Below are 22503 nucleotides of genomic sequence, written 5' to 3'. Positions count from 1 at the left end.
CCCGCTGCGCGCGCGCTGCCAGCGCTGGCTGAACGGCCCCCGGCAAGCCGCCGATCGGCAAGCGGCCGATCGCCTGCTGGCGACCGCCCTGGCCGAGGCAGCGGCACTGGCCGACGCCCGCACCGCGCCCGGCACAGCTTGGCGGCCGGCTCCGGATGTCGGGCCGGCACCCGGCACGGACGGGGAAAGGCGATGGCTAACCGGCCTGGCGCCGGCCGGCCTGCTGGAAGGTGTGTGGCTGTCCCGCATCGCCTTGCCGGCCACCAGTCATCGCCCGCTGACGAATCGGCTGTTGCAGCTGTTCACGGAACTGGTCGGGCTGCAATCGCCCGCGGACGCCCCGCCCCTGCGCTATCGGGCCAGGCTGGTCATGGCGGGCATCACCCTGCCAGAGCTGCGCAGCCCGCTGTTCTTCGCCGACCCGGCGCTGCCCGAAGCCGGCGTGGCCCTGGCCGCGCTGCACCTGGCGCTGAGCCAATACCCGATGACGCGGGCGGCCGAAATCGCCGGCTATACCCTCGCCCACCTGGCGCGCGAACCCGCCAGCTGGGACGACCCGGCCGACAGCCGGTTGCGGCAGCGGCATCTGGCCGGCCTGCGGGCCGAGGTCGCCGCGGCGGACCTGGACCCGGCCCGGGTCGCCGCCGGCGCGGCGCTCTATGTCGCAGCGTTTTCCCGGCTGTATCAGGCACTGGCCGAGCCACGGGAAACGCCCGCGGCCGCTCCGTCCAGCCGCATGGCCGCCATCGTCACCGCCAAGCTGCCGCACGCCATCGGCTATCACGGCCGGGTCCGGCTGGCCGGCCGCAACTTGGACGACTGGCTGCGGTCCTGTCCGCAGGAGACGCCAGCGCTGCTCGCGGCCCTGCGCGAGTCGCCGCCGGGCCGTGGCACCTGTCCGGCCGGCAGCCGGCTGCTGCGGGCGACGGCGTTCGGCGGTCCCATGTTCGGCGTCTTCGATGCCGGGGAACAGGACGCCATCCGCGCCTGGCTGGCCGCGCCTACCTCAGGCGGTGAACCGCAACCCGCAGGGCCGGCATCCGTCGTCGACCCGGTCCTGCCCGCCGGCGAACCCGGGCCGGCGGCGCTCGCGTCACAGCCGCGCAAGGTCAGGGATATCGTCCGCCATCTGCTGCGCTGCGAGTCGGCCACCGAGGCGCAACCGGTGGCCGACGCCTGCGTGGCGCGCTGGCTGGGGTGGGCACGCCGGCTGGCCTATTTGCACCGCAAGGGCTGGCCGACAAGCTATGCAACCGGTGTTCTGGGCGATTTCATCGCGGCGCGGCACCGCGCCGAAGTCGGCCGCTATCGGCCGCTGGCCAGGGCGCCGGCGGTAGACCGCGCGTTCTGCCGCTGGACCCTGCTGCAACTGGCCCCGGCGATCCTAGTGGACGGCGCCTGGCTCGCGGGCAGCGCCGGGGCGGCCGAAACGCTCACTGCCAGCGACCGCCACCTGTTGCAGATACTGGTCGACGAACTGGGCGAGGGCCGGCCCGACTGGCATCACCCGAACGTCTACCGGCGGCTGCTGGAAAGCCAAGGGATCGCGCTGCCGGAACTGGCGGACCCCGCCTTCGTCGACCAGCCCGGCTGCATGAACGCGGCCTTCGACATCCCCGCCTGCCTGCTGGCGATGGGACTGGCCGGCGAACGGTTTCGGGCGGAGCGGCTGGGTCTCAACCTTGCCATCGAGCTGAGCGGTCTCGGCGCGGGCTACCTGCGGGCCGTGGATATCCTCCGCCGGCATGGCATGGACCCGACCATCGTCCGGCTGCACCTGTCCATCGACAATCCCGCCTCGGGACACACCGCGCGGGCGCGGCAGGCCATCGAGCTTTATCTGGAGGACCTGCGCCAGCACGAGGGCGACGCTGCGGTCGCGTCGGCCTGGGCGCGGATCGGCTGCGGCTACCGGATGTTCGCTGTCGCCAGTCTGCGCCTGTCGGCCGGCATCCTGCTGCGCTATGCCCTGCACCGGCTGGGCTGGCGGGTCGCCGAGCCGGGCGGCCGGGCACCCGGCGAGCCGGCTCAGGCCTCCAGTCCGGCGGTAGCGTCCGGGCGCTGGCGCCGGTAGATGGCCTCGTTGCGATGCCATTGCGAGCGCCCGTACCCATAGCCGACGAAGGTCCAGGTCAGCAGCGCGAGCAGCACGCGCAACAGCCAGTTGCCCTCCAGGCTGAAGGGCGTGCCGAAATGCGCGTACTGGAACACCGCCAGGGAAAACCAGAACATGAAGCCGCCCCAGCGCAGCACCCCATGCGACCAGATGAAGTGCCGCGTGCCGCCGCGCCGCAGGCGCGCCCAGCGGTCCAGCTGCTCGTCCGACCATGGGCCGCTCGCCGACGGCCTGCGCGCTCCCGAATGCATCGCCTGTCCTCCGTGTGTCCAGCGGGAAAGCTTACCGCGGTGCCGGCCGTGCCCGATCCGGGTGCGCCGGAACGAGGCCGCGCCGAATTCTACGCGCCGGGGGCGCGGGTGGCCTCGCCCCGGCCGATGCCGAAGTAGTCGAACCCCAGGCTTTTCAGGCGGGCGGGATCGTAGAGGTTGCGGCCGTCGAAGATGGCCGGGTGCGAGAGCGTCGACCTGATCATGTCGAAATCCGGACTGCGGAAGACATTCCACTCGGTCACGATGACCAGCGCGTCGGCCCCCTCCAGGGTGGCCTCGGGACTGTCGCACAGCACCAGGTCGGCACGCTCGCCGTACAGGCGCCGCGCCTCGTCCCGGGCGACGGGATCGAAGGCCCGCACACGGGCGCCGGCGGCCCACAGCCGTTCCATGAGGACGCGGCTGGACGCCTCGCGCATGTCGTCGGTATTGGGCTTGAAGGCCAGGCCCCAGAGGGCGAAGGTGCGGCCCTGCAGCCGGCCCTGGAAATAGGCCGCCAGCTTTTCGAACAGCCGCAGCTTCTGCCGCTCGTTGACGCCTTCCACCGCTTGCAGCAGCTGCGCCGAATAGTCCACCTCGCGGGCGGTGCGTTCCAGCGCCTTGACATCCTTGGGGAAACAGGAGCCGCCATAGCCGCAGCCCGGATAGATGAAGTGATAGCCGATGCGCGGGTCGGAGCCGATGCCGACGCGCACCTTCTCGATGTCCGCGCCGAGTCGCTCGGCCAGGTTGGCCAGCTCGTTCATGAAGCTGATCTTGGTCGCCAGCATGGCGTTGGCGGCGTACTTGGTCAGCTCGGCGGAGCGGATGTCCATGCATACCAGGCGGTCGTGGTTGCGGTTGAACGGCGCGTACAGCGCCCGCAGCAGTTCGGTGGTGCGCGGGTTGTCGGTGCCGACGACGATGCGGTCCGGCTTCATGAAATCCTCGATGGCGGCGCCTTCCTTGAGGAATTCGGGGTTGGAGACGACATCGAATTCGATCGCCGCCTGCCGCTCCGAGAGGACCGCGCGGATGGTGTCCCGCACCTTGTCGGCGGTACCGACCGGCACCGTCGACTTGTTGACCACGATGCGGTAATCGTGCAGGCGCTCGCCGATGGCGCGGGCGACGGCGGTGACATACTGGAGATCGGCCGAGCCATCCTCGTCGGGCGGCGTGCCGACGGCAATGAACTGGAACAGGCCGTGGGCCACGCCCAGGTCGACATCGGTGGTGAAACGCAGCCGCTGGGCCGCCCGGTTGCGGGCGATGATCGCGTCGAGTCCCGGCTCGTGGATGGGCACCTCGCCCTGGTTGAGCCGGTCGATCTTGCCTTGGTCGATGTCGACGCAGACGACCTCGTTGCCGACTTCGGCCAGGCAGGCGCCGGTGACCAGTCCGACATAGCCGGACCCGAAGATGGTGACTTTCATGACAGGTTTTCCCGAAGCAGTGATGGAAGGTCGCGGGGCTCAGCCATCCAGGCCGCGTTGCAGGTCGGCGCGGATATCGTCGATGTGTTCCAGCCCCACGGCGATGCGGATCAGGCCCTCGCGGATGCCGGCGGCCTCGCGCTCGTCCGCGGTCAGGCGCCCGTGCGTGGTGGTGGCCGGATGGGTGATGGTGGTCTTGACGTCGCCGAGATTGGCCGTGATGGACAGCAGCCGGGTGGCGTCGATGACTCGCCAGGCGGCCTCGCGCCCGCCGCGGACCTCGAAGCTGACAATCCCGCCGCCCGCCGTCTGCTGGCGCATGGCCAGCGCATGCTGGGGGTGGGACGGCAGGCCGGGATAGTTGACCCGCTCGACCACGGCCTGCCGCTCCAGCCAGGTGGCGAGAGCGAGGGCATTGTCGCTGTGGGCACGCATGCGCAGCCCCAGGGTTTCCAGCCCCTTGAGGAATACCCAGGCGTTGAAGGGGCTCATGGTCGGCCCGCCGGTGCGCAGGAAGGGATAGACATGCCTGTCGAGCAGTTCGCGCTCGCCGACGATGGCGCCGCCCACGCAACGGCCCTGCCCGTCCAGGTACTTGGTGGCGGAGTGGATGATGATGTCGGCGCCCAGCGCCAGCGGCTTCTGCAGGGCCGGCGTGCAGAAGCAGTTGTCGACCGCCAGCAGCGCGCCATGCCGGTGGGCCAGGTCCGCCAGCCGGGGGATGTCGGCGATCTCGGTCAGCGGGTTGGATGGCGTCTCGACGAACAGCAGCCGGGTCGCCGGGCGGATCGCGGCCGCCCAGGCGGCCGCGTCGGTCAGGTCGACAAAGGTCGTTTCCACGCCGAACTTGGCCAGGTAGTTCTGGAACAGCAGCACGGTATTGCCGAACACCCCGCGCGAGCACAGCACGTGATCGCCGGCCTTGAGCAGCCCGAACGCCAGGCTGGCGATGGCCGCCATGCCGGAGGCGACGGCGATGCAGCGCTCCCCACCCTCCAGCGCCGCCAGGCGCTCCTCGAAGGTGCGGACGGTGGGATTGGTGAAGCGCGAGTAGATGTTGCCGGGTACCTGGCCGGAGAAGCGGGCGGCCGCCTCGGCGGCGCTGCCGAAGACATAGCTGGAGGTCGTAAAGATCGGCTCGGCATGCTCGCCCTCGGGCGTGCGGTGCTGGCCGGCGCGAATGGCCTGTGTGTCCGGATGAAACCCGCTCCAGTCGATTTCGTCCATGATCCTGGTCTCCCTAGCCGACGTTGTAGAGGCCGATGGTCGAGGCCGAACCCTGCCGGTTGGCCTTGGCCTGGTCGTTGCGGTGATGGCTCAGCCGATCGAGGTAGGCCTGATTGACGTCGCCGGTAACGTACTCGCCGTTGAAGCAGGAGGTATCGAAGCGCCGTATCGCGGGATTGCCGCGCTGCACCGCGTCGATCAGATCCGGCAGGTCCTGGTAGATCAGCCAGTCGCAGCCCAGGGCATGCTCGATCTCGGCCTCGGTGCGGTCATGGGCGATCAGCTCCTCGGCGGCCGGCATGTCGATGCCGTAGACGTTGGGGTAGCGCACCGGCGGCGCGGCCGAGGCGAGATAGACCTTGTTGGCGCCGGCATCGCGGGCCATCTGGATGATCTGCTCGGACGTGGTGCCGCGCACGATGGAATCGTCCACCAGCAGCACGTTGCGGTCCTTGAATTCCATGCTGATGGCGTTGAGCTTCTGGCGCACCGACTTCTTGCGCAGCTGCTGGCCCGGCATGATGAAGGTCCGGCCGATGTAGCGGTTCTTGATGAAGCCCTCGCGGTACTTCACCTTCAGCTTGTTGGCCAGTTGCAGCGCCGCCGTGCGGCTGGTGTCGGGGATGGGGATGACCACGTCGATGTCGTGGTCGGGGCGCAGGCGGCGGATCTTGTCGGCCAGCTTGTCGCCCATGCGGCGCCGCGCCTTGTAGACCGAGATGTTGTCGATGATGGTATCGGGCCGGGCGAAATAGACGTACTCGAAGATGCAGGGCGACAGGCTGGTCTGCCGCGCGCACTGGCGGGCATGCAGGGTGCCGTCGCGCTCGATGAAGATGGCTTCGCCGGGCTCCAGGTCGCGCACGGTGGCGAAGCCCAGCACATCTAGGGCGACGCTTTCGGAAGCGAACATGTAGTCGGTCCCGCGATCGGTCTTGCGCTCGCCGTAGATCAGCGGGCGGATGCCGTGCGGGTCGCGGAAGGCCAGCACCCCGAATCCGGTGATCATGGCCACGACGGAATAGGCGCCGCGGCAGCGCGCGTGCACCCCGGCCACCGCGTGGAAGACATCCTCCGGGCCGATGCGCAGCTTGCCCAGCTCGTGCAGCTCGTGGGCAAACACGTTCAGCAGGACCTCGGAATCCGAATCGGTGTTGAGATGGCGCTGGTCCTGGACGAACAGCTCCTTCTTCAGGGTTTCGGCGTTGGTGAGATTGCCGTTGTGGGCCAGCGTGATGCCATAGGGCGAATTCACGTAGAACGGCTGCGCCTCGGCCGAGGTGGTGCAGCCGGCGGTCGGATAGCGCACATGGGCGATCCCCATGGTGCCACGCAGGTTGAGCATGTGACGGGTATGGAAAACATCGCGAACCAGCCCGCTGTCCTTGCGCAGGTGGAACCGGTCACCCTCGCAGGTGACGATCCCGGCCGCGTCCTGGCCGCGGTGCTGCAACACCGTGAGCGCTTCATAAAGTTCCTGGTTGACGTCCTCATGGGACACGATTCCGGCAATACCGCACATAGTCGTCTGTCTACTTGGTCGGGAAAACGAACTTGCTGTCGAGGCGCGAGACCAGTCCCGGCGGGAGCTGGGTATCCAGCCACAGCGCCAGCGACTGGAACAGGGGCATCAGCTGCGACTGGCGCCACCAGTTCTCGCAGGGCAAGGGAGAGGAGCGCGCCAGGAACACCAACACCGTGATCACCAGGGCGCCGCGCGCGAGACCGAACAAGAGCCCCGCCAGGCGATCGATGCCGGACAGGCCGGTGCTTTCCAGCATGCGCGTCAGCAGGAATCCCACCATGCCCGCCAGCAGCAGGGTAAGGATGAACAGGATGCCGAAAGCCGCCGCCGTTCTGGCCGTGGGCGAGGGCATGGCGGTGGTCAGCGTATCCGCCACCATACCGTTGAAACTGACGCCGACCCAGATGGCCAGCCCCCAGGAGGCCAGCGACAGCACCTCGCGCACCAGCCCGCGCACCATGCCCACCAGCCCGGAGAGACCGATGACGACAACGATGAAGACATCCAGCCAGTTGAACGGCATCACGCGCAGCCGCACCCGGCATCGGGGCAGGAACGGCGCTCACCCATCAGCGACTCTGCAGAATGACGCCCTGGACGCCGTCGTCGGTGGACAACTGCTTCTGGATCTGCTCGGCGCGGGCCCGATCCAGCCGGGGACCGACGGTTACCCGGTAGACCTTGCCGTTGGCGCCGTCGGCCGGATGGATATTCACCGGCAGATTGCGCTTGCGCAGCTTTTCCGCGAGCTTGCGGGCATTGGACTCGTCGGCGAACGTGCCGGCCTGCACCGTGTACTGGGCGGCCGCGGCAGGCGGCTTGGCGGCCGGGGGCTGGGCCGGCGCGCTGGCGGCCGCAGCCGGCTTCCTGGCAGTTTTCTGGCTGGCATCGGCAGCCGGCGGGGCGGTCGGTTTCCTGTCCGCGGCCGCGGCAGGCTTGCCGGTCTTGTCCGCGGTGGCAGGCTTGGCGGAAGTGGCCTTGCTGGGGACGGCAGCAGGCGGTTTTGCCGGCCTCGGCGCGGGGCTTGCCTCGGCCCTGGTCGCCGGCTGCCGGGGCAATGGGCTCCTGGCGGCGGGTGCCGGGGCGGCCCGGCTGGTCACGGGCGCGGCAGACCTCGGGGCGGCGGGCGGAACAGCGGCGGGCGGCGCAGCGATGCCGGCCTCGGCCTCCTCGTCGCCAGGCACAGCCAAGGCGTCCGCCTCGGCATCGGCGGCGGGCGGCGGGACGTCGGCGGGCTCGATTCTGGCCGGCTTCGGCGGCGCCTCCTCCAGCGGGACGATCTCATACTTGCGCTTGCGCGATGCCGGGGAAGATGTCGCGGTGGCCGCCGGCGCGCCGGCGTCGGCGGCCGGGGCGGTGGCGGCGGGACGATCGTCGCGGGGCAGTTCCAGCGGTCGCTCCTCCAGGGCCCTAGGCAGCGCGGCCGGGTCGGTGGGTGTCTTGTCCTCGAAGAAGTAGGGCACCACCAGCACCAGCAGCCCCATGATCAGGGCCGCGCCGATCAGGCGGCGCTTCAATTGTTCGTCCATAGGCATCAACCCCCTTGACCGGCAACCTGTGCCAGATAGTCAGAAACCAGAAAAAACGAACCGAAGACGAGCAACAGATCTCCCGGCACCGCCCGGGCCCTGGCCGTCAGACAGGCGACGGCGGCATCGGCAAAGCCGCTCTCGACCCGGTCGATGCCGGCATTATGGAGGATTTCCGTCAACTCTTCAGGCGTCGCGGCCCGCGACAGGCTCAGGGGAGCCAGATACCAGTGATCGATGAGCGGCTGTATCGGCGCCAGTATGCCGGGGATATCCTTGTCGCGCATGACCGAGAAGACGGCATGCACGCGCCGCCCCGGGAAGTGCCGGCGCAGATGCCCCGCCAGCACCCGCACCGACTGCGGATTGTGGGCGACATCCAGCAGGACCGGTATCTCGCCCGGGAAATACTGGAACCGGCCCGCCAGCCGGACCTCGCGCAGCCCCCGCTCGAGCGCGTCCCGCGACACCGGGAGCGCCGCATGGGCCTGGGCCAGGCACTGGAGCACCGCCGCCGCATTCAGGTACTGATGCTCGCCGGGTATGGCCGGCGGCGGCAAACCCTCGTGCCGGCCGCCATGGCCCCACCAGGACCAGCGGTCGCCCTCCAGCGCAAAGCCGAAATCGACACCCTGCCGGGCAAGCCTGGCGCCCTTCTCCTCGGCCACGGCCAGCACCGAGGCCGGCGCGTCGGGATCGCCGAGCACGGCGGGCCGCTGGCGGCGGAAGATGCCGGCCTTCTCGCGACCGATCGCCTCGCGGGTATCGCCCAGCCATTCCTGATGATCGATGTCGATGCTGGCGATCAGGGCAATCTGGGCGTCGACGATGTTGACCGCGTCGAGCCGTCCCCCCAGCCCCACTTCCAGAATCTGGATATCCAGCCCGGCCGAGCTGAAAATCTCCAGGGCCGCCAGGGTGCCGAACTCGAAGAAACTCAGGGAGGTGTCGCCCCGCGCTGCCTCGATCCGCTCGAAGGCCCGCATGATGCGGGCGTCGTCGACCGGCGCGCCATCGATGCAGATGCGCTCGTTGTAGCGCAGGATGTGCGGCGAGGTGTAGGTGCCCACCCGGTAGCCGGCGGCGCGCAGGATGCTGTCCAGCATCGCGACGCAGGAGCCCTTGCCGTTGGTGCCGCCGACGCTGATGGTGTACGGCAGGGATGGCGGCAGCCCCATGCCGGCCAGAACCCGGGAAACACGCCCCAGTCCGAGGTCAATGGCCTTGGGGTGCAGGCTCTCCTGCCAGGCCAGCCACTCGGCCAGCGTGCCGAAACGCATGGATCGCAGTCTGCGCCAGGGGGCTTTCAGAGGCTTTCGCCGGACCCCAGCATGAGATGCGGATCCGGTTCCGGGCTCCGGCGGGCATCGGGCAGCAGCATGTCGATCAGGCCGGCGATGCGCTCGCGCAGCTCCCGGCGATCCACGATCATGTCCAGCGCGCCGTGCTCCAGCAGGAATTCGCTGCGCTGGAAGCCTTCCGGCAGTTTTTCCCGCACCGTCTGCTCGATGACGCGGGGACCGGCGAAACCGATCAGCGCGCCGGGCTCGCCGATGTTGATGTCGCCCAGCATCGCCAGGCTGGCCGATACCCCGCCCATGGTCGGGTCGGTCATGACCGAGATGAAGGGAATGCCGGCCTTGGCCATCATCGCCAGGGCGGCACTGGTCTTGGCCATCTGGAACAGCGACAGCAGGGATTCCTGCATGCGGGCGCCGCCGCTGGCGGAGAACGCCACCAGGGGGGCGCGCTGGGCGATGCAGTGGTTGACGCCGCGCACGAAGCGCTCGCCGACCACGGAGCCCATGGACCCGCCCATGAACTCGAAGTTGAAGGCGGCAGCCACGAGCGGGCGGCCCAGCAGCTGGCCCGCCACGACGATGAGGGCATCCTTCTCGCCCGTGGCCTTCTGCGCCTGGCTCAGGCGATCCTTGTATTTCTTGCTGTCCTTGAACTTCAGCGCATCCACGGAAACCAGCGACTCCGCCAGTTCGATGCGGTTGCCCGGGTCAAGGAAGGCATGCAGGCGCTTGCGGGCGCTCAGGCGCATGTGGTGGCCGCACTTGGCGCAGACGGCAAGATTGCGCTCGACCTCCGAGCGATAGAGGATGGCGTTGCAGTGCGGACACTTGCTCCACAGCCCTTCGGGCACGGCGCCCTTGCTGGAGGCCTCGGTGCGGATCTTGGACGGGACTAGCTTGTGGAACCAGCTCAAGGTTTTCTCTCCGCGCTCAGACGCCCGCGGAGGCCGCGTCCAGGGCCTCGCGCATGGACCGTATCAATTCGACGATATCCGACAAAGCTCGCCCGGCATCCTCGCCCGCCGCCTCGATCCTGCCGACCAGGGCGCTGCCGACCACCACCGCATCGGCGAAACGGCCGATGGCGGCCGCCGTCCCGGCGTTCTTGACACCGAAGCCGACGCCCAGGGGCAGGTCCGTCAGGCCGCGAATCTGGGCCAGCTTGCGCTCGACATCGGCCAGATCCAGGTGCGCGGCCCCGGTCACGCCCTTGAGGGCGACGTAGTAGAGATAGCCGCGCCCCAGCTGCCCCATCTTGCGTATGCGCTGCTCGGTGCTGTTGGGCGCCAGGAGGAAGATCGGATCGATGCCCGCCCGCTCCAGCAGGACCAGCAGCTCGGACGACTCCTCGGGCGGCATGTCGACGGTGAGCACGCCGTCGACGCCGACCGCGCTGGCCTGCTCGGCGAACGCCGCATAGCCCATGGCCTCGACCGGGTTCAGGTAGCCCATCAGGACGACCGGCGTATCCTGGTCGCGCTGGCGGAACTCGCCGACGAGGGCCAGGGTCTTGCGCAGGCTCATGTGGTGCGCGAGGGCGCGCTCGCTGGCGCGCTGGATCACCGGGCCGTCGGCCATCGGATCGGAGAACGGCACGCCGATCTCGAGCACGTCGGCGCCGGCCTCGACCAGCGCGTGCAGGGCGGGAACGGTGAACGCCGGGGTCGGATCACCCGCGGTGATGAATGGAATCAGGGCCGTGCGGCGAGCCTGGCCGAGGGCCTGGAACTTGGCAGTCAATCGACTCACAGCGCGATGCCCTCCCGAGCGGCAATGGTGTTGATGTCCTTGTCCCCGCGACCGGACAGGTTGACCAGAATCTGCTGATCCTGGCTGAGGGTCGGCGCCAGCTTCATCGCGTAGGCCACGGCATGGCTGGACTCCAGCGCGGGAATGATGCCCTCCATGCGCGTCAGGGTATGGAAACCTTCCATCGCCTCGGTGTCGGTGATGCTGACGTAGGTGGCCCGGCCGCTGTCCTTCAGCCAGGCATGCTCGGGACCGACGCCGGGGTAGTCGAGACCGGCCGAGATCGAGTGGGTCTCGATGATCTCGCCGTCCTCATCCTCCATCAGGTAGGTGCGGTTGCCGTGCAGCACGCCCGGCCGGCCGGCGCTGAGAGGTGCGGAATGGCGGCCGGTCTCGATGCCGTCGCCGGCCGCCTCGACCCCGTACATGCGCACGCCGGCGTCACCGATGAAGGGATGGAACAGCCCGATGGCGTTGGAGCCGCCACCCACGCAGGCCACCAGCGCGTCCGGCAGGCGGCCGGTCTGCTGCAGCATCTGCTCCCGCGACTCGCGGCCGATGATGGCCTGGAAATCGCGCACCATGGCCGGATACGGATGCGGACCGGCCACCGTACCGATGATGTAGAAGGTGTTGTCGACATTGGTCACCCAGTCGCGCATGGCCTCGTTGAGAGCGTCCTTGAGCGTCCGGGAACCGGAGGACACGGGCACCACCTGCGCGCCGAGCAGCCGCATGCGGAGGACGTTGGGCGCCTGCCGCGCGACATCCACCTCCCCCATGTAGACGATGCACTCCAGGCCCAGCCGCGCCGCCACCGTCGCCGTGGCCACGCCATGCTGGCCGGCGCCCGTCTCGGCGATGATGCGGGTCTTGCCCATGCGCTTGGCCAGCAGGGCCTGGCCGATGGTGTTGTTGACCTTGTGGGCGCCGGTATGGTTGAGATCCTCCCGCTTGAGGAAAATCTGCCCGCCGCCGAGATGACGGCTAAGCCGCTCGGCGTGATAGACCGGCGAGGGCCGGCCGACATAGTGCTGGAGGTCGCGGTCCAGCTCGGCCAGGAATTCCGGGTCCTGCAGGTAGCGCTGGTAGGCCAGGCGCAGCTCCTCGATGGGCTCCATCAGGGTCTCGGCCACGAAGACGCCGCCATAGGGGCCGAAATGGCCACGCTCGTCCGGCAGGTTGTAGGGTTCAGTCGCTGAGTCGCTCATAGTCAAATCGCTGCACATGCTTGAGGAAAGCCGTCATCCTGTCGGCATCCTTGATGCCCTTGCCGGCCTCGACGCCGCTGGAGACATCCACCGCGTAGGGCCGCACCGACCGGAGCGCGGCGCCGATGTTGTCCGGCGTCAGTCCGCCCGCCAGGATCACCTGATGGGCCAGCTCCGCCGGCAGCCGGCGCCAGTCGAAGGTCGCCCCCGTGCCGCCGGCCGCATCGGCCTGCCAGGCATCGACCAGGAAGCCGCCGGCGCCCGCGTAGGGCGCCATGGCTGCGGCCAGGTCCAGGCCGGGCTTCATGCGCAGCGCCTTGATCCAGGGCCTGCCGAACGCCCGGCAATGCGCCGGGTCCTCGTCGCCATGGAACTGCAACACGTCGATGCGCACCTGCGCCAGCACCTCGCGCAGGCTGGCGGTGGACTCGTCCACGAACAGGCCGACGACGGTCACGAACGGTGGCAAGCCGGCAACGATGGCACGGGCCTGCTCGATGGTGACATGCCGGGGGCTGGGCGGATAGAAGACCAGGCCGATCGCGTCGACGCCCAGTTCGACCGCCTTGAGGGCGTCGCCGGGGCGCGTCAGGCCGCAAATTTTAACCCGAGTTCGATGGCAGGGATATGGAATTTTCACGGCACTCGGCAGGGCTGTAGCGCCGGGCATCGGCGGGCAGATGATCGAAGATGGGATGGCGCGGCAAGCCGAAAGCGGCGGGATAGTGGATGCCGGCGAAGTATAACCCGTCGGGCGGGGCCGTCACACCGCCGGCGGCGCGGTCGCGGGCCTCCAGCACCTGCCGGGCCCAGTCCGCCGGCTGCCGGCCGGTGCCGACATCGATCAGGACCCCGGCGATGTTGCGGACCATGTGATGCAGGAAGGCGTTGGCACAGATGTCGATGTGCATGCGATCGCCCTCACGCTCGACATGGATGAAGTGCAGATAGCGGTTGGGGCTGCGGGACTGGCAGCCCTGCGCCCGGAAGGAGGAGAAATCGTGCTCGCCGAGCAGATGCGCGGCCGCCTCCCGCATGGGCGCGACCGCCAGCGGCAGATGCACGGTCGTCAGCTGCCGCCGCCTCAGGGCGGAGGCCATGCCGCGGTTGAGAATCACGTAGCGGTAGTGACGGGCGATGGCGCTGGCGCGGGCATGGAAATCGTCCGGAACCGGCGTGGCCCAGAGCACGCGGACATCCGGCGGCAGCCGCGAGTTGCTGCCCATGACCCAGGAATAGGGCCTGCGCGCCGCCCCGGTATCGAAGTGCAGCACCTGCGCCGTGGCATGCACGCCGGCATCGGTGCGCCCGGCGCAGACGATCCGCACCGGCTCGTCGGCCACCCGGCCCAGGGCCTTTTCCAGCTCCTCCTGCACGGTCCGCCGGCCGGGCTGCCATTGCCAGCCGGCAAAGCCGGAACCGTCGTATTCCACGCCCATCGCGATACGCATCGAAACTCGCAAGCTCCCTCATCAAAGCCGGATCACGGTGTCGGCGGACTACTGCCCGTTCCCGGACAAGCGGACGGTTGCCGCCGTTGCGCCGGGCATCGCGAGACGCGGGCATTCCCCGGCGCGGCGGGGGCCGCCGCTGGCGAAGCCCGGGGGGTTACCGATACACTCCTGTGCATCCAAGCATACAACGCAATCACAAGGTGAAGGTTCATGGCTGTCACGGCAAAACTCGAACTGGACGGGCAAATCGTTGAATTGCCGGTCGTTATCGGCACGGAGCAGGAGAAGGGTGTGGACGTCACCCGGCTGCAGGCCGAGTCCGGCTACATCACCCTCGACCCCGGCTATGCCAACACCGGTGCCTGCAAATCCGCCATCACCTACATCGACGGCGATCAGGGCATCCTGCGCTACCGGGGCTACGACATCGCCGAGCTGTGCGAGAAATCCACCTTCATGGAGGTCAGCTACCTGCTGATCCACGGCGAGCTGCCGACCGCGGAGGAATTCACCCGGTTCAAGGACAAGATCCTGCTGCATTCCCTGATTCACGAGGACATGAAGAGCTTCTTCACCTCCTATCCGGGACATGCCCATCCCATGGCCATCCTGTCGTCGATGGTCTGCTCGCTGTCGGTGTATCACCCGGAGCTGCTCAAGCCCAACCCCACCGCCAAGGAGGCCAGCCAGACCATCACCCGCCTGCTGTCCAAGGTCCGGGTGCTGGCGGCCTTCGCCTACAAGCGCTCGGTGGGCGAGGCCTTCGCCTATACCCGCCCGGAGCTCGACTACGTCTCGAACTTCCTGCACATGATGTTCACCACCCCGATGCGTGACTACGTCGCCAGCGAGACCGTGCGCAAGGCGCTGGACGTGCTGTTCATCCTGCACGCCGACCACGAGCAGAACTGCTCGACCTCGACCGTGCGCATGGTCGGCTCGTCCAAGGCCAACCTGTTCGCCTCCATCTCGGCCGGCGTCTGCGCGCTGTGGGGACCGCTGCATGGCGGCGCCAACCAGTCGGTCATCGAGATGCTGGAGGACATCGCCCGGGACGGCTGCCACTACCGGAAATACATCGAGAAGGCCAAGGACCGGAACGACCCCTTCCGGCTCATGGGTTTCGGCCATCGCGTCTACAAGAGCTACGACCCGCGGGCGGCGATCCTGAAGAAATACTGCGACCAGATTCTCGACCAGCTCGGCATCAGCGACCCCATCTTCGACATCGCCAAGGGACTGGAGGAGGCGGCCCTGACCGACCCCTATTTCATCGAACGCAAGCTCTATCCCAACGTCGACTTCTATTCCGGGGTGCTGTACCGGGCGATGGGATTCCCGACCAACATGTTCACCGTCCTGTTCGCGCTCGGCCGGCTGCCCGGCTGGATCGCGCACTGGAAGGAAATGATCGAGGATCCCGGCACGCGCATCGCGAGACCCCGGCAGATCTACGTCGGCCCGTCCCTGCGCAGCTACCTGCCGCTGGGACAGCGCGTGCGCGCGGAAGGCTGAAGCATCCGCTCCGGCACCGTGCGCCCGTCCATCCCGCGCCGACCGACCGCACCGCCGCGACTGGCCACCGCCCTGCTTCTGCTGCTGGGCGGCGCCCCGACGGCCTGGGCCTGGCGCTGCAACGGCCGCCTGATCGAACCGGGACACAGCTTCTATGAGGTACGATCGCTCTGCGGCGATCCGGCGTCGGCGGAACACCAGACCGAATGGCGCCTGCAGACCGTCTACCAGCAGCAATGCCAGACCGTGATGGAACCCCGGCCCCTGCCGTCCAAGCCAGGCCCGGCATCAGCGGCGGGCAGCCCGTCCAGCGTGCCGAGAACCGTCTGCACGCCGGTGCCGATCAGCTACTCCGTGCCCGTGGACATCGAGGTCTGGTTCTACGACGATGTCAGCGTGCCCAAGGCGCTGCATTTCGAGGCCGGCCGGCTGGCCTGGATCGAAACCCTGTGGCACCTGCGCCACTGAACCGCCATACCTTTCCCCTGCTTGCCCGACACGCGCCATGTCGCTCATTTCGCTCAACAACATCCATCTCGGCTACGGTCACCCGCTGCTGGACGGCATCGGCTTCTCGCTGGAAAAGGGCGAACGGGTCGCCCTGGTCGGCCGTAACGGCACCGGCAAATCGACCCTGCTCAAGCTCATCGACCGGCAGATCGTCGCCGACGACGGCGATCTCGCCTATGCCGACGGCGCCCGGGTGGCCCGCCTTGACCAGGAAGTGCCGCTGGAAACGGCCGGCAGCGTCTTCGACGTAGTCGCGGCCGGCCTCGGCGCAATCGGCGATGCCATCCGCCGCTACCATCACCTGACCCATGAGCTGACCGGCCAGCCGAGCGCGGCCAACCTGCAGGAGCTGGAGGCATGCCAGCATGTGATCGAGGCGGCCGGCGCCTGGGACATGGAAAAGACCGTCGAGAACCTGCTCACCCGCCTGAGCCTGCCGATCGACGACGATGTCGCCGCCCTCTCGGGCGGACTCAAGCGGCGGGTGCTGCTGGCACGGGCGCTGGCCTCGCAGCCTGACGTCCTGCTGCTGGACGAGCCGACCAACCATCTCGACCTGGAGGCCATCCTCTGGCTGGAGGAATTCCTGCTCGGCTGGCCGGGTACCCTGGTGTTCATCACCCATGACCGCGTGTTCCTGCAGCGGCTGGCGACCCGCATCATCGAGCTGGATCGCGGCCGGCTCACCGATTTTCCCGGCGACTATCCGACCTACCTGCGGCGCAAGGCGGAGCTGCTGGAGGCCGAAGCCAGGGCCAACGCCGAATTCGACAAGAAGCTGGCCCAGGAAGAGGCCTGGATCCGTCAGGGCATCAAGGCCCGGCGCACCCGCGACATGGGCCGGGTCAAGCGGCTCAAGGAAATGCGCGAGGCCCGCAGCGAGCGCCGCGTCCGCGCCGGCCAGGTGAACCTGCAGATCCAGCAGGCCGAGCGCTCCGGCAAACTGGTGGTCGAAGCCGAGGGAGTTGGTTTCCGCTATGCGGACCGGCCCATCGTCGAGGGGCTGAACACCACCATCCTGCGCGGCGACAAGGTCGGCATCATCGGTCCCAACGGCTGCGGCAAGACCACGCTGCTGCGGCTGATGCTGGGCCAGTTGCAGCCCACCACCGGAACCATCAGGCTCGGCACCAACCTGCAGATCGCCTACTTCGACCAGTACCGCACGGCGCTGGACGAGGAGGCCTCGGTCATCGACAACGTCGCCGAGGGCAGCGACCGGGTCACGGTCAACGGGCGCAACACCCATGTCATCGGCTACCTGCAGGATTTCCTGTTCACGCCGGACCGCGCCCGCCAGCCGGTCAAGTCGCTCTCCGGCGGCGAGCGCAACCGGCTGCTGCTGGCGCGGCTGTTCACCCAGCCCGCCAACCTGCTGGTGCTGGACGAACCCACCAACGACCTCGACGCCGACACCCTGGATCTGCTGGAGGAACTGCTGATCGACTACAGCGGCACCGTGCTGGTGGTCAGCCATGACCGGGCATTCCTCAACAACCTGGTCACCAGCGTGCTGGCCTTCGAGGGCAACGGCGTCGTCAACGAATACGTCGGCGGCTATGACGACTGGGTCCGCCAGCGACCGGCGCTAGCCCAGCCCGCGCCATCCCCTGCCCCGGCGGCGGAACAGCCCCGCACCGCCGCACCGCCGCCATCCCCGGCCCCCGCCAGGCCGCGCCGGCTCAGCTACAAGGAGCAGAAGGAGCTGGCCGAGCTGCCCGCCACCATCGAACGTCTGGAAACCGAGATCGCCGCCATGAACCAGACCATGACCCAGGCCGGCTTCTACCAGCAGCCCCGGGAAGCCATCACCCAGGCCCAGGCCGCGGCGGCCGAGAGACAGGCCCGGCTGGAATCCGCCTACGCCCGCTGGGAAGCGCTCGAGGCCCTGCAGGAAGGCGGCGCCGGCTGAACCGGCCGCTTCCACCCCCATGTCCCCCACCCGAGCAACCGCCATGATCCGCACCACTCTTCTCGCCCTGGTCCTGTTCGCGGGATGCAGCCAGGACCAGCTGCTGCAGAACGCCTCGCCTGCCTATGCCGCCGGTTACCGGGATGGCTGCCAGAATGGCACGTCCACGGCCAGCAACAAGACCGGCGCGTTCGTTCGCGACGACCCGCGCTACCTGAACGACGGCGAATATGCCCAGGGCTGGCGCACGGGCAACCAGACCTGCGACGGCGAAGGCTTCCGGGCCAATCCCAACGACAGCATGCAGCCCATCGAGATCGACGGTCCCCAGGGCGTCTACGAGCGCTGAACATCCCCTAGGGGAAGAACATGAAGAACAGGTAGGCGGCGAAGATCATCAGGTGCACCACGCCCTGCAGCAGGTTGGCCCGGCCGCTGACGAAGGTGATGAAGGCGACGATCAGGGTGGCATACAGCAGGCTGACGTCCAGTTGATCGATGCCGAGCACCAGCGCATGGCCCAGCAGGGCGGCGGCGATCAGCACCGTCGGTATGGTCAGCGCGATGGTCGACAGCGCCGAACCCAGACAGATGTTGATGGCGCGCTGCACCCGGTTGCCGACCGCCGCGCGCAGGGCGCCCATGCCCTCCGGCGACAGCACCAGCGCCGTGACGATCAGCCCGCCCAGGCCGGCCGGCAGGCGCAGGCCCTCGATCACGTAGTCGAGTATCGCCGCCACCCGCTCCGACAGCAGCATGATCGGCAGCAGCGCGAACAACAGCCCCCCCAGCGAGGCCGCCAGGGATCCGGCTTCGCCCGCCTCGCCGTCCTGCCCGCCCGGCACGGACGCCAGCGCATGGCTGTCATGGACGACATGGGCGAAATGCGAGCGGTGGCGGCCGACCTGCAGGCGCAGGAACACGGCATAGACCAGCACGCAGAGGATGCCCATGAACGCCTCCTGCACCGGCGCCAGCGTCGGCCCGGGGGTCTGGCGGGTGAAGTTCGGCAGCACCAGGATCAGCAACGACAGCGGCGCGATGATGTGCAGGAAGGCGAGCGCCCCGCGCAGGTTGAAGGCCTGCTCGATATGCCGCCAGCCGCCGGCCGTCAGCGCCAGCCCCACCAGTCCGTTGAGCGCCACCATCAGGGTCGCGAACACCGTGTCGCGCAGCAGGGTTGGGTTCTGCTCCCCGGACAGCATCACGCTGAGCAGCAGCGTCGCCTCGATCGCCGTCGCCGACAGCGTCAGCACCAGGGTCCCGTAGGGTTCGCCCAGCCGTTCCGCCAGGGCGTCGGCATGTTCCACGACCGTGAACACGCAGCCGAGGATCAGCAGCAGGATCACCGCGCCCTCGATGGCGACGCACACGCCGGCCCCCGTGCCGGCGAAAAGCCCCGGCACGGCGGTCATCAGCAGCCAGGCCAGCCAGGCCAGCGTGGCAAACTTTTGCCGCCAGGGAAAAGCCAGACAGGGGATCAGCACGTTCACAGGCATTCGGACCAGGATGGCGGCGGGGGATGATTCATTTTAACCAGCCCTCGCGGAGCGCTCGCCGATACCGGCGAATCCCGGACCGGATCGGCAAGGTCCCCGACCTGCCCCATGGGTCAGCGCCATCGCGCGGACCCGGGAGGAGGCAGCAGAATTTCACCCGACCTGGGGCACCATTTGTCCCCGGAGCACACTAACCCGGTGTCACTTCGAGGAACACACTGCATGACGCCGACATCCACCCTGATTTCCCTGACCGAGCGCGGGCTCGTGCCTGACTGGGCCATCCGCCTGGGCATCCGTCGACTGCTGCGCTCGCGGCTGGCGGCATTGCCGCTGGACAACCCGGCCGCCGCCGACCGCTACGTGCAGGATTTCCTCCGCGACATGGCGGCGGCGCCGATCGCCCTGGTGCCCGACAAGGCCAACGAGCAGCACTACGAGGTGCCGGCCGCCTTTTTCGAGGCGGTGCTGGGCCGGCGACGGAAGTACAGCAGCTGCCTGTGGCCGGCGGGGGTGCGCACCCTGGACGAGGCAGAGGCGGCGGCCCTGCGCGAAACCGCCGAGCACGCGGATCTTCACGACGGCCAGGCCATCCTGGAACTGGGCTGTGGCTGGGGCTCGCTCAGCCTGTGGATGGCGGAGCAGTTCCCGCGCAGCCGGATCGTCGGCGTCTCCAACTCGCACAGCCAGCGCGAGAGCATCCTGGCCCGGGCGCAGGCGGCGGGACTGAGCAATCTGGAAATCGTCACCTGCGACATGAACCATTTCGACACCGAGCGGCGCTTCGACCGGGTGGTGTCGGTGGAAATGTTCGAGCACATGCGCAACTGGTCGCGGCTGTTCGGACGCATCGACGGCTGGCTGAAACCGGATGGCCGGTTCTTCATGCATGTGTTCTGCCACCGCGCCCTGCCCTATCGGTTCGAGGTCCAGGATGCGTCGGACTGGATGAGCCGCTACTTCTTCTCCGGCGGCATGATGCCCTCCTGGGATCTGGCCACGCAGCTCGACAGCCCCCTGCAGCTGGTACAGCGCTGGCAATGGAGCGGCCGCCACTACGAGCAGACCGCCAATGCCTGGCTGGCCAACATGGACCGCCACCGGCAAGCGCTGTGGCCCCTGCTGGAAAGCACCTACGGCCCCGGCCAGGCGCCGCTGTGGTGGGTGCGCTGGCGCATCTTCTTCATGGCCTGCGCGGAACTGTTCGGCTACCGCCAGGGTACGGAATGGCCGGTCGGCCACTATCTGTTCCGCCGCAGCGCCCAACCGGACTGAGGGAGGTTGCCGATGCCCGCCATGCACAGGATTCCGCCGCCGCTCAATTTCGGCCTCTATCAGCTGGCCTGGTTCGCCTGCGTGATGGGTGCCGGGGCCGGGCATTTCCTGGCGGGCGTGATCGCGGTGCTGGCGGTCTGCGGACTGCATCTTGCCGCCAGCCCGCATCCCGGCCGCGAGTTCGGGATCATCCTGGCGACCGGCTTCATCGGCGCCGCCTGGGAAACGCTGCTGGTCAAGGGCGGCTGGGTGCGCTACCACGGCAACGGGCTGGAACAGTTTCCCCCGGTCTGGATCGTGGCCCTGTGGCTGGCGTTCGCGACCACCTTCAACGCCTCCCTGCGCTGGCTGCAGGGCCGCCATCTGCTGGCCGCCGTGCTGGGCCTGCTTGGCGGGCCGCTGGCCTGGTACGCGGGCGAGCACCTGCAGGCGCTGGAGCTGCCGGATCGCAGCCTGTCGCTCGCCATCATCGGGCTGGGCTGGGCCCTGCTGATGCCGCTGCTGCTGCACATGGCAGAACGCCTGGGCAACGGCGCAAATCCTCCGGAGAAAGCTCATGTTTGACTGGAATCTGGCCGGCCAGGGCCTGTTGCTGATGCTGGCGCTGGCCACCCTGACCTGGCTGCTCAGCCTCCGCAAGCGCGATGTCAGCATCGTCGACAGCGTCTGGTCCTGGTTTTTCCTGGCCGCCCTGCTGCTGTGGTGGTGGACGCCCCTGCCTACCAATGGCCCCAGGGCCAGCCTGACGCTGCTGCTGGTCAGCCTCTGGGGCCTGCGCCTCAGCGGTTACCTGACCTGGCGCAACTGGGGCCAGCCGGAGGACCGCCGCTACCAGGCGATCCGCGCCCGCAACCAGCCGCATTACGCCGTCAAGAGCCTGGTGATCGTGTTCGCCCTGCAGGCCCTGCTGGCCTGGGTCATCGCCTGGCCGATCCTGCCGGCAATGAAATCGCCGGCCGCCCTGGGTGGACTCGACGCGCTGGGCGTTGCCCTGTTCCTTGCCGGCTGGTGTATCGAGAGCCTCGCCGATCTGCAGATGGCCCGCTTCCGGGCACGGCCGCGCGGCCATGACGCCGTTCTGGATAGCGGCCTCTGGCGCTATTCGCGGCATCCGAACTATTTCGGCGAGACGCTGCTGTGGTGGGGGTTCTATCTCGTCGCGGTCGCCGCCGGTGCGCCCCTGTGGATCGTCGTCTCGCCCCTGCTGATCACCTTCCTGCTGGTCAAGGTATCCGGCGTCCCCCTGCTGGAGGCCGATATCGCCGAACGGCGGCCGGCCTACCGGGACTACATCCGCAACACCAGCGCCTTCGTCCCGCGCCCACCCGGGAGAACGCCATCATGAACTGGCCGATTGCCACACTGGCCGCCGCGCTGCTGGGTCTCGCCGGCGCCGCCGGGGCCGTGCCCCAGACGGCGGAGCGCGACTGGAACTTCACCGTCTATCTGGACGATGACCGCGTCGGCCACCACCGTTTCAGTCTCGACGAGACGCCGGCCATGCGCGAGCTGCGCAGCGAGGCGCGCTTCTCGGTCAAGCTGCTCATGATCGAGGCCTACCGTTACCAGCATCAGGCCCGCGAAACCTGGCGGGGCGACTGTCTCGGCGCGATCGAGGCGCAGACCGACGACAACGGCGAGCGCACGACGCTGCGCGGCCAGTCGCAAGGCGACCGGTTCGAGCTGCGCAAGGACGACCAGGCGGAAAAGCTGCCGGCCTGCATCATGAGCTTCGCCTACTGGAACCCGCTGATGCTGCGGCAAAGCCACCTGCTCAACCCGCAGAACGGGGAGTTCACCCCGGTCCGGATCCAGCCGCGGGGCCGCGAGAGCGTGCCCGTGCGCGGACAGGCGGTGGCCGCGGACAAGTGGCATCTCGACGCCGGCAAATTCCAGATCGACCTCTGGTATGCCGACGGCGGCCGCTGGGTCGCGCTGGATTCGCGGCTCGACAACGGTCGCACCCTGCGCTACCGCATCGAATAGACCAGGA

The 22503-nt window shown here is 68.5% G+C and carries 22 protein-coding genes; 9 read left to right on the top strand and 13 right to left on the bottom strand.

Translation table 11 applies throughout. The annotated features are described in order from the left end of the window. Positions 1–2074: iron-containing redox enzyme family protein (locus ACYQ1H_RS09375; RefSeq protein ID WP_460027783.1), on the top strand; the 2074-nt coding region annotated here is incomplete at its 5' end. Here ACYQ1H_RS09375 and ACYQ1H_RS09370 read toward each other — a convergent pair. From ACYQ1H_RS09370 to truA, 12 genes are all read right to left on the bottom strand, one after another. Continuing rightward, the gene (locus ACYQ1H_RS09370) at positions 2029–2367 is read right to left on the bottom strand and encodes a hypothetical protein (RefSeq protein WP_460027782.1); all 339 of its coding nucleotides are present in this window, start codon (positions 2365–2367) and stop codon (positions 2029–2031) included. The two genes, ACYQ1H_RS09375 and ACYQ1H_RS09370, sit on opposite strands and share 46 nt — an antisense overlap. An 89-nt stretch (positions 2368–2456) precedes the next feature. Further along, entirely contained in the window at positions 2457–3803 is a 1347-nt protein-coding gene (locus ACYQ1H_RS09365; protein ID WP_460027781.1) for a UDP-glucose dehydrogenase family protein, read from the bottom strand. 39 nt (positions 3804–3842) lie between these two features. After that, positions 3843–5030, bottom strand: coding sequence for an O-succinylhomoserine sulfhydrylase (locus ACYQ1H_RS09360; RefSeq protein ID WP_460027780.1), 1188 nt, complete (start codon positions 5028–5030; stop codon positions 3843–3845). A gap of 13 nt (positions 5031–5043) precedes the next feature. After that, the gene (gene purF / locus ACYQ1H_RS09355) at positions 5044–6552 is read right to left on the bottom strand and encodes an amidophosphoribosyltransferase (protein WP_460027779.1); all 1509 of its coding nucleotides are present in this window, start codon (positions 6550–6552) and stop codon (positions 5044–5046) included. Positions 6553–6562: 10 nt separating this feature from the next. Further along, positions 6563–7078 (bottom strand): CvpA family protein, encoded by a 516-nt coding sequence (locus ACYQ1H_RS09350; protein ID WP_460027784.1) that lies wholly within the window; start codon positions 7076–7078, stop codon positions 6563–6565. Positions 7079–7124: 46 nt separating this feature from the next. Continuing rightward, positions 7125–8084 (bottom strand): SPOR domain-containing protein, encoded by a 960-nt coding sequence (locus ACYQ1H_RS09345; protein WP_460027778.1) that lies wholly within the window; start codon positions 8082–8084, stop codon positions 7125–7127. Positions 8085–8089: 5 nt separating this feature from the next. Further along, entirely contained in the window at positions 8090–9364 is a 1275-nt protein-coding gene (folC, locus tag ACYQ1H_RS09340) for a bifunctional tetrahydrofolate synthase/dihydrofolate synthase (protein WP_460027777.1), read from the bottom strand. A gap of 26 nt (positions 9365–9390) precedes the next feature. Then, the gene (gene accD / locus ACYQ1H_RS09335) at positions 9391–10299 is read right to left on the bottom strand and encodes an acetyl-CoA carboxylase, carboxyltransferase subunit beta (protein WP_460027776.1); all 909 of its coding nucleotides are present in this window, start codon (positions 10297–10299) and stop codon (positions 9391–9393) included. A 16-nt stretch (positions 10300–10315) separates the two neighbouring features. Further along, positions 10316–11134, bottom strand: coding sequence for a tryptophan synthase subunit alpha (trpA, locus tag ACYQ1H_RS09330; RefSeq protein ID WP_460027775.1), 819 nt, complete (start codon positions 11132–11134; stop codon positions 10316–10318). After that, positions 11131–12345, bottom strand: coding sequence for a tryptophan synthase subunit beta (gene trpB, locus ACYQ1H_RS09325; protein ID WP_460027774.1), 1215 nt, complete (start codon positions 12343–12345; stop codon positions 11131–11133). Before trpB ends, trpA begins: the two co-directional genes overlap by 4 nt. Further along, positions 12326–12985: a phosphoribosylanthranilate isomerase gene (locus ACYQ1H_RS09320; RefSeq protein WP_460027773.1), complete on the bottom strand. Its 660-nt coding sequence runs from the start codon at positions 12983–12985 to the stop codon at positions 12326–12328. The genes trpB and ACYQ1H_RS09320 overlap by 20 nt, the downstream gene beginning before the upstream one ends. After that, positions 12948–13796, bottom strand: a complete 849-nt coding sequence (gene truA / locus ACYQ1H_RS09315) for a tRNA pseudouridine(38-40) synthase TruA (protein ID WP_460027772.1) — start codon at positions 13794–13796, stop codon at positions 12948–12950. Before truA ends, ACYQ1H_RS09320 begins: the two co-directional genes overlap by 38 nt. Before the next feature lie 213 nt (positions 13797–14009). Between truA and ACYQ1H_RS09310 the strand changes: the two genes are divergently transcribed. Genes ACYQ1H_RS09310 through ACYQ1H_RS09295 form a run of 4 tightly spaced genes read left to right on the top strand, consistent with a single transcriptional unit; the run spans position 14010 to position 18085 of the window. Continuing rightward, entirely contained in the window at positions 14010–15314 is a 1305-nt protein-coding gene (locus ACYQ1H_RS09310) for a citrate synthase (protein WP_460027771.1), read from the top strand. An 18-nt stretch (positions 15315–15332) separates the two neighbouring features. Continuing rightward, a complete protein-coding gene (locus ACYQ1H_RS09305; RefSeq protein WP_460027770.1) occupies positions 15333–15782 on the top strand; it encodes a DUF2845 domain-containing protein in 450 nt (149 codons plus the stop codon). A gap of 37 nt (positions 15783–15819) precedes the next feature. Continuing rightward, a complete protein-coding gene (locus tag ACYQ1H_RS09300; protein WP_460027769.1) occupies positions 15820–17736 on the top strand; it encodes an ATP-binding cassette domain-containing protein in 1917 nt (638 codons plus the stop codon). A gap of 43 nt (positions 17737–17779) precedes the next feature. Continuing rightward, on the top strand, positions 17780–18085 hold the full coding sequence (locus ACYQ1H_RS09295) for a hypothetical protein (protein ID WP_460027768.1): 306 nt from the start codon (positions 17780–17782) through the stop codon (positions 18083–18085). Positions 18086–18092: 7 nt separating this feature from the next. Here ACYQ1H_RS09295 and ACYQ1H_RS09290 read toward each other — a convergent pair whose 3' ends face one another. Continuing rightward, complete coding sequence (locus ACYQ1H_RS09290) at positions 18093–19223, bottom strand: calcium:cation antiporter (RefSeq protein WP_460027767.1); 1131 nt, start codon at positions 19221–19223, stop codon at positions 18093–18095. Between the two features lie 234 nt (positions 19224–19457). Here ACYQ1H_RS09290 and ACYQ1H_RS09285 point away from each other — a divergent pair, with 234 nt between their 5' ends. The 4 genes from ACYQ1H_RS09285 to ACYQ1H_RS09270 are packed head-to-tail and all read left to right on the top strand — an operon-like array spanning position 19458 to position 22496. Beyond that, complete coding sequence (locus ACYQ1H_RS09285; RefSeq protein WP_460027766.1) at positions 19458–20510, top strand: SAM-dependent methyltransferase; 1053 nt, start codon at positions 19458–19460, stop codon at positions 20508–20510. Between the two features lie 12 nt (positions 20511–20522). Next, a complete protein-coding gene (locus ACYQ1H_RS09280) occupies positions 20523–21074 on the top strand; it encodes a DUF2878 domain-containing protein (protein WP_460027765.1) in 552 nt (183 codons plus the stop codon). Next, positions 21067–21855, top strand: coding sequence for a DUF1295 domain-containing protein (locus ACYQ1H_RS09275; RefSeq protein WP_460027764.1), 789 nt, complete (start codon positions 21067–21069; stop codon positions 21853–21855). The genes ACYQ1H_RS09280 and ACYQ1H_RS09275 overlap by 8 nt, the downstream gene beginning before the upstream one ends. Then, entirely contained in the window at positions 21852–22496 is a 645-nt protein-coding gene (locus tag ACYQ1H_RS09270; RefSeq protein ID WP_460027763.1) for a DUF6134 family protein, read from the top strand. Before ACYQ1H_RS09275 ends, ACYQ1H_RS09270 begins: the two co-directional genes overlap by 4 nt. Positions 22497–22503: the final 7 nt, after the last annotated feature.

It is taken from the genome of Methyloparacoccus murrellii, assembly GCF_054657115.1.
This window is presented reverse-complemented; position numbering and strand designations above follow the sequence as displayed.

Excerpts from the sequence above, each read along its gene's own strand:
- ACYQ1H_RS09300 (WP_460027769.1), top strand. The coding sequence starts at position 15,820 with ATGTCGCTCATTTCGCTCAACAACATCCATCTCGGCTACGGTCACCCG.
- purF (WP_460027779.1), bottom strand. The coding sequence starts at position 6,552 with ATGTGCGGTATTGCCGGAATCGTGTCCCATGAGGACGTCAACCAGGAA.
- ACYQ1H_RS09270 (WP_460027763.1), top strand. The coding sequence starts at position 21,852 with ATGAACTGGCCGATTGCCACACTGGCCGCCGCGCTGCTGGGTCTCGCC.
- truA (WP_460027772.1), bottom strand. The coding sequence starts at position 13,796 with ATGCGTATCGCGATGGGCGTGGAATACGACGGTTCCGGCTTTGCCGGC.
- ACYQ1H_RS09350 (WP_460027784.1), bottom strand. The coding sequence starts at position 7,078 with ATGCCGTTCAACTGGCTGGATGTCTTCATCGTTGTCGTCATCGGTCTC.
- ACYQ1H_RS09295 (WP_460027768.1), top strand. The coding sequence starts at position 17,780 with ATGATCCGCACCACTCTTCTCGCCCTGGTCCTGTTCGCGGGATGCAGC.
- trpB (WP_460027774.1), bottom strand. The coding sequence starts at position 12,345 with ATGAGCGACTCAGCGACTGAACCCTACAACCTGCCGGACGAGCGTGGC.
- ACYQ1H_RS09310 (WP_460027771.1), top strand. The coding sequence starts at position 14,010 with ATGGCTGTCACGGCAAAACTCGAACTGGACGGGCAAATCGTTGAATTG.
- ACYQ1H_RS09285 (WP_460027766.1), top strand. The coding sequence starts at position 19,458 with ATGACGCCGACATCCACCCTGATTTCCCTGACCGAGCGCGGGCTCGTG.
- ACYQ1H_RS09370 (WP_460027782.1), bottom strand. The coding sequence starts at position 2,367 with ATGCATTCGGGAGCGCGCAGGCCGTCGGCGAGCGGCCCATGGTCGGAC.
- ACYQ1H_RS09280 (WP_460027765.1), top strand. The coding sequence starts at position 20,523 with ATGCCCGCCATGCACAGGATTCCGCCGCCGCTCAATTTCGGCCTCTAT.
- ACYQ1H_RS09365 (WP_460027781.1), bottom strand. The coding sequence starts at position 3,803 with ATGAAAGTCACCATCTTCGGGTCCGGCTATGTCGGACTGGTCACCGGC.
- ACYQ1H_RS09360 (WP_460027780.1), bottom strand. The coding sequence starts at position 5,030 with ATGGACGAAATCGACTGGAGCGGGTTTCATCCGGACACACAGGCCATT.
- ACYQ1H_RS09275 (WP_460027764.1), top strand. The coding sequence starts at position 21,067 with ATGTTTGACTGGAATCTGGCCGGCCAGGGCCTGTTGCTGATGCTGGCG.
- folC (WP_460027777.1), bottom strand. The coding sequence starts at position 9,364 with ATGCGTTTCGGCACGCTGGCCGAGTGGCTGGCCTGGCAGGAGAGCCTG.
- ACYQ1H_RS09345 (WP_460027778.1), bottom strand. The coding sequence starts at position 8,084 with ATGGACGAACAATTGAAGCGCCGCCTGATCGGCGCGGCCCTGATCATG.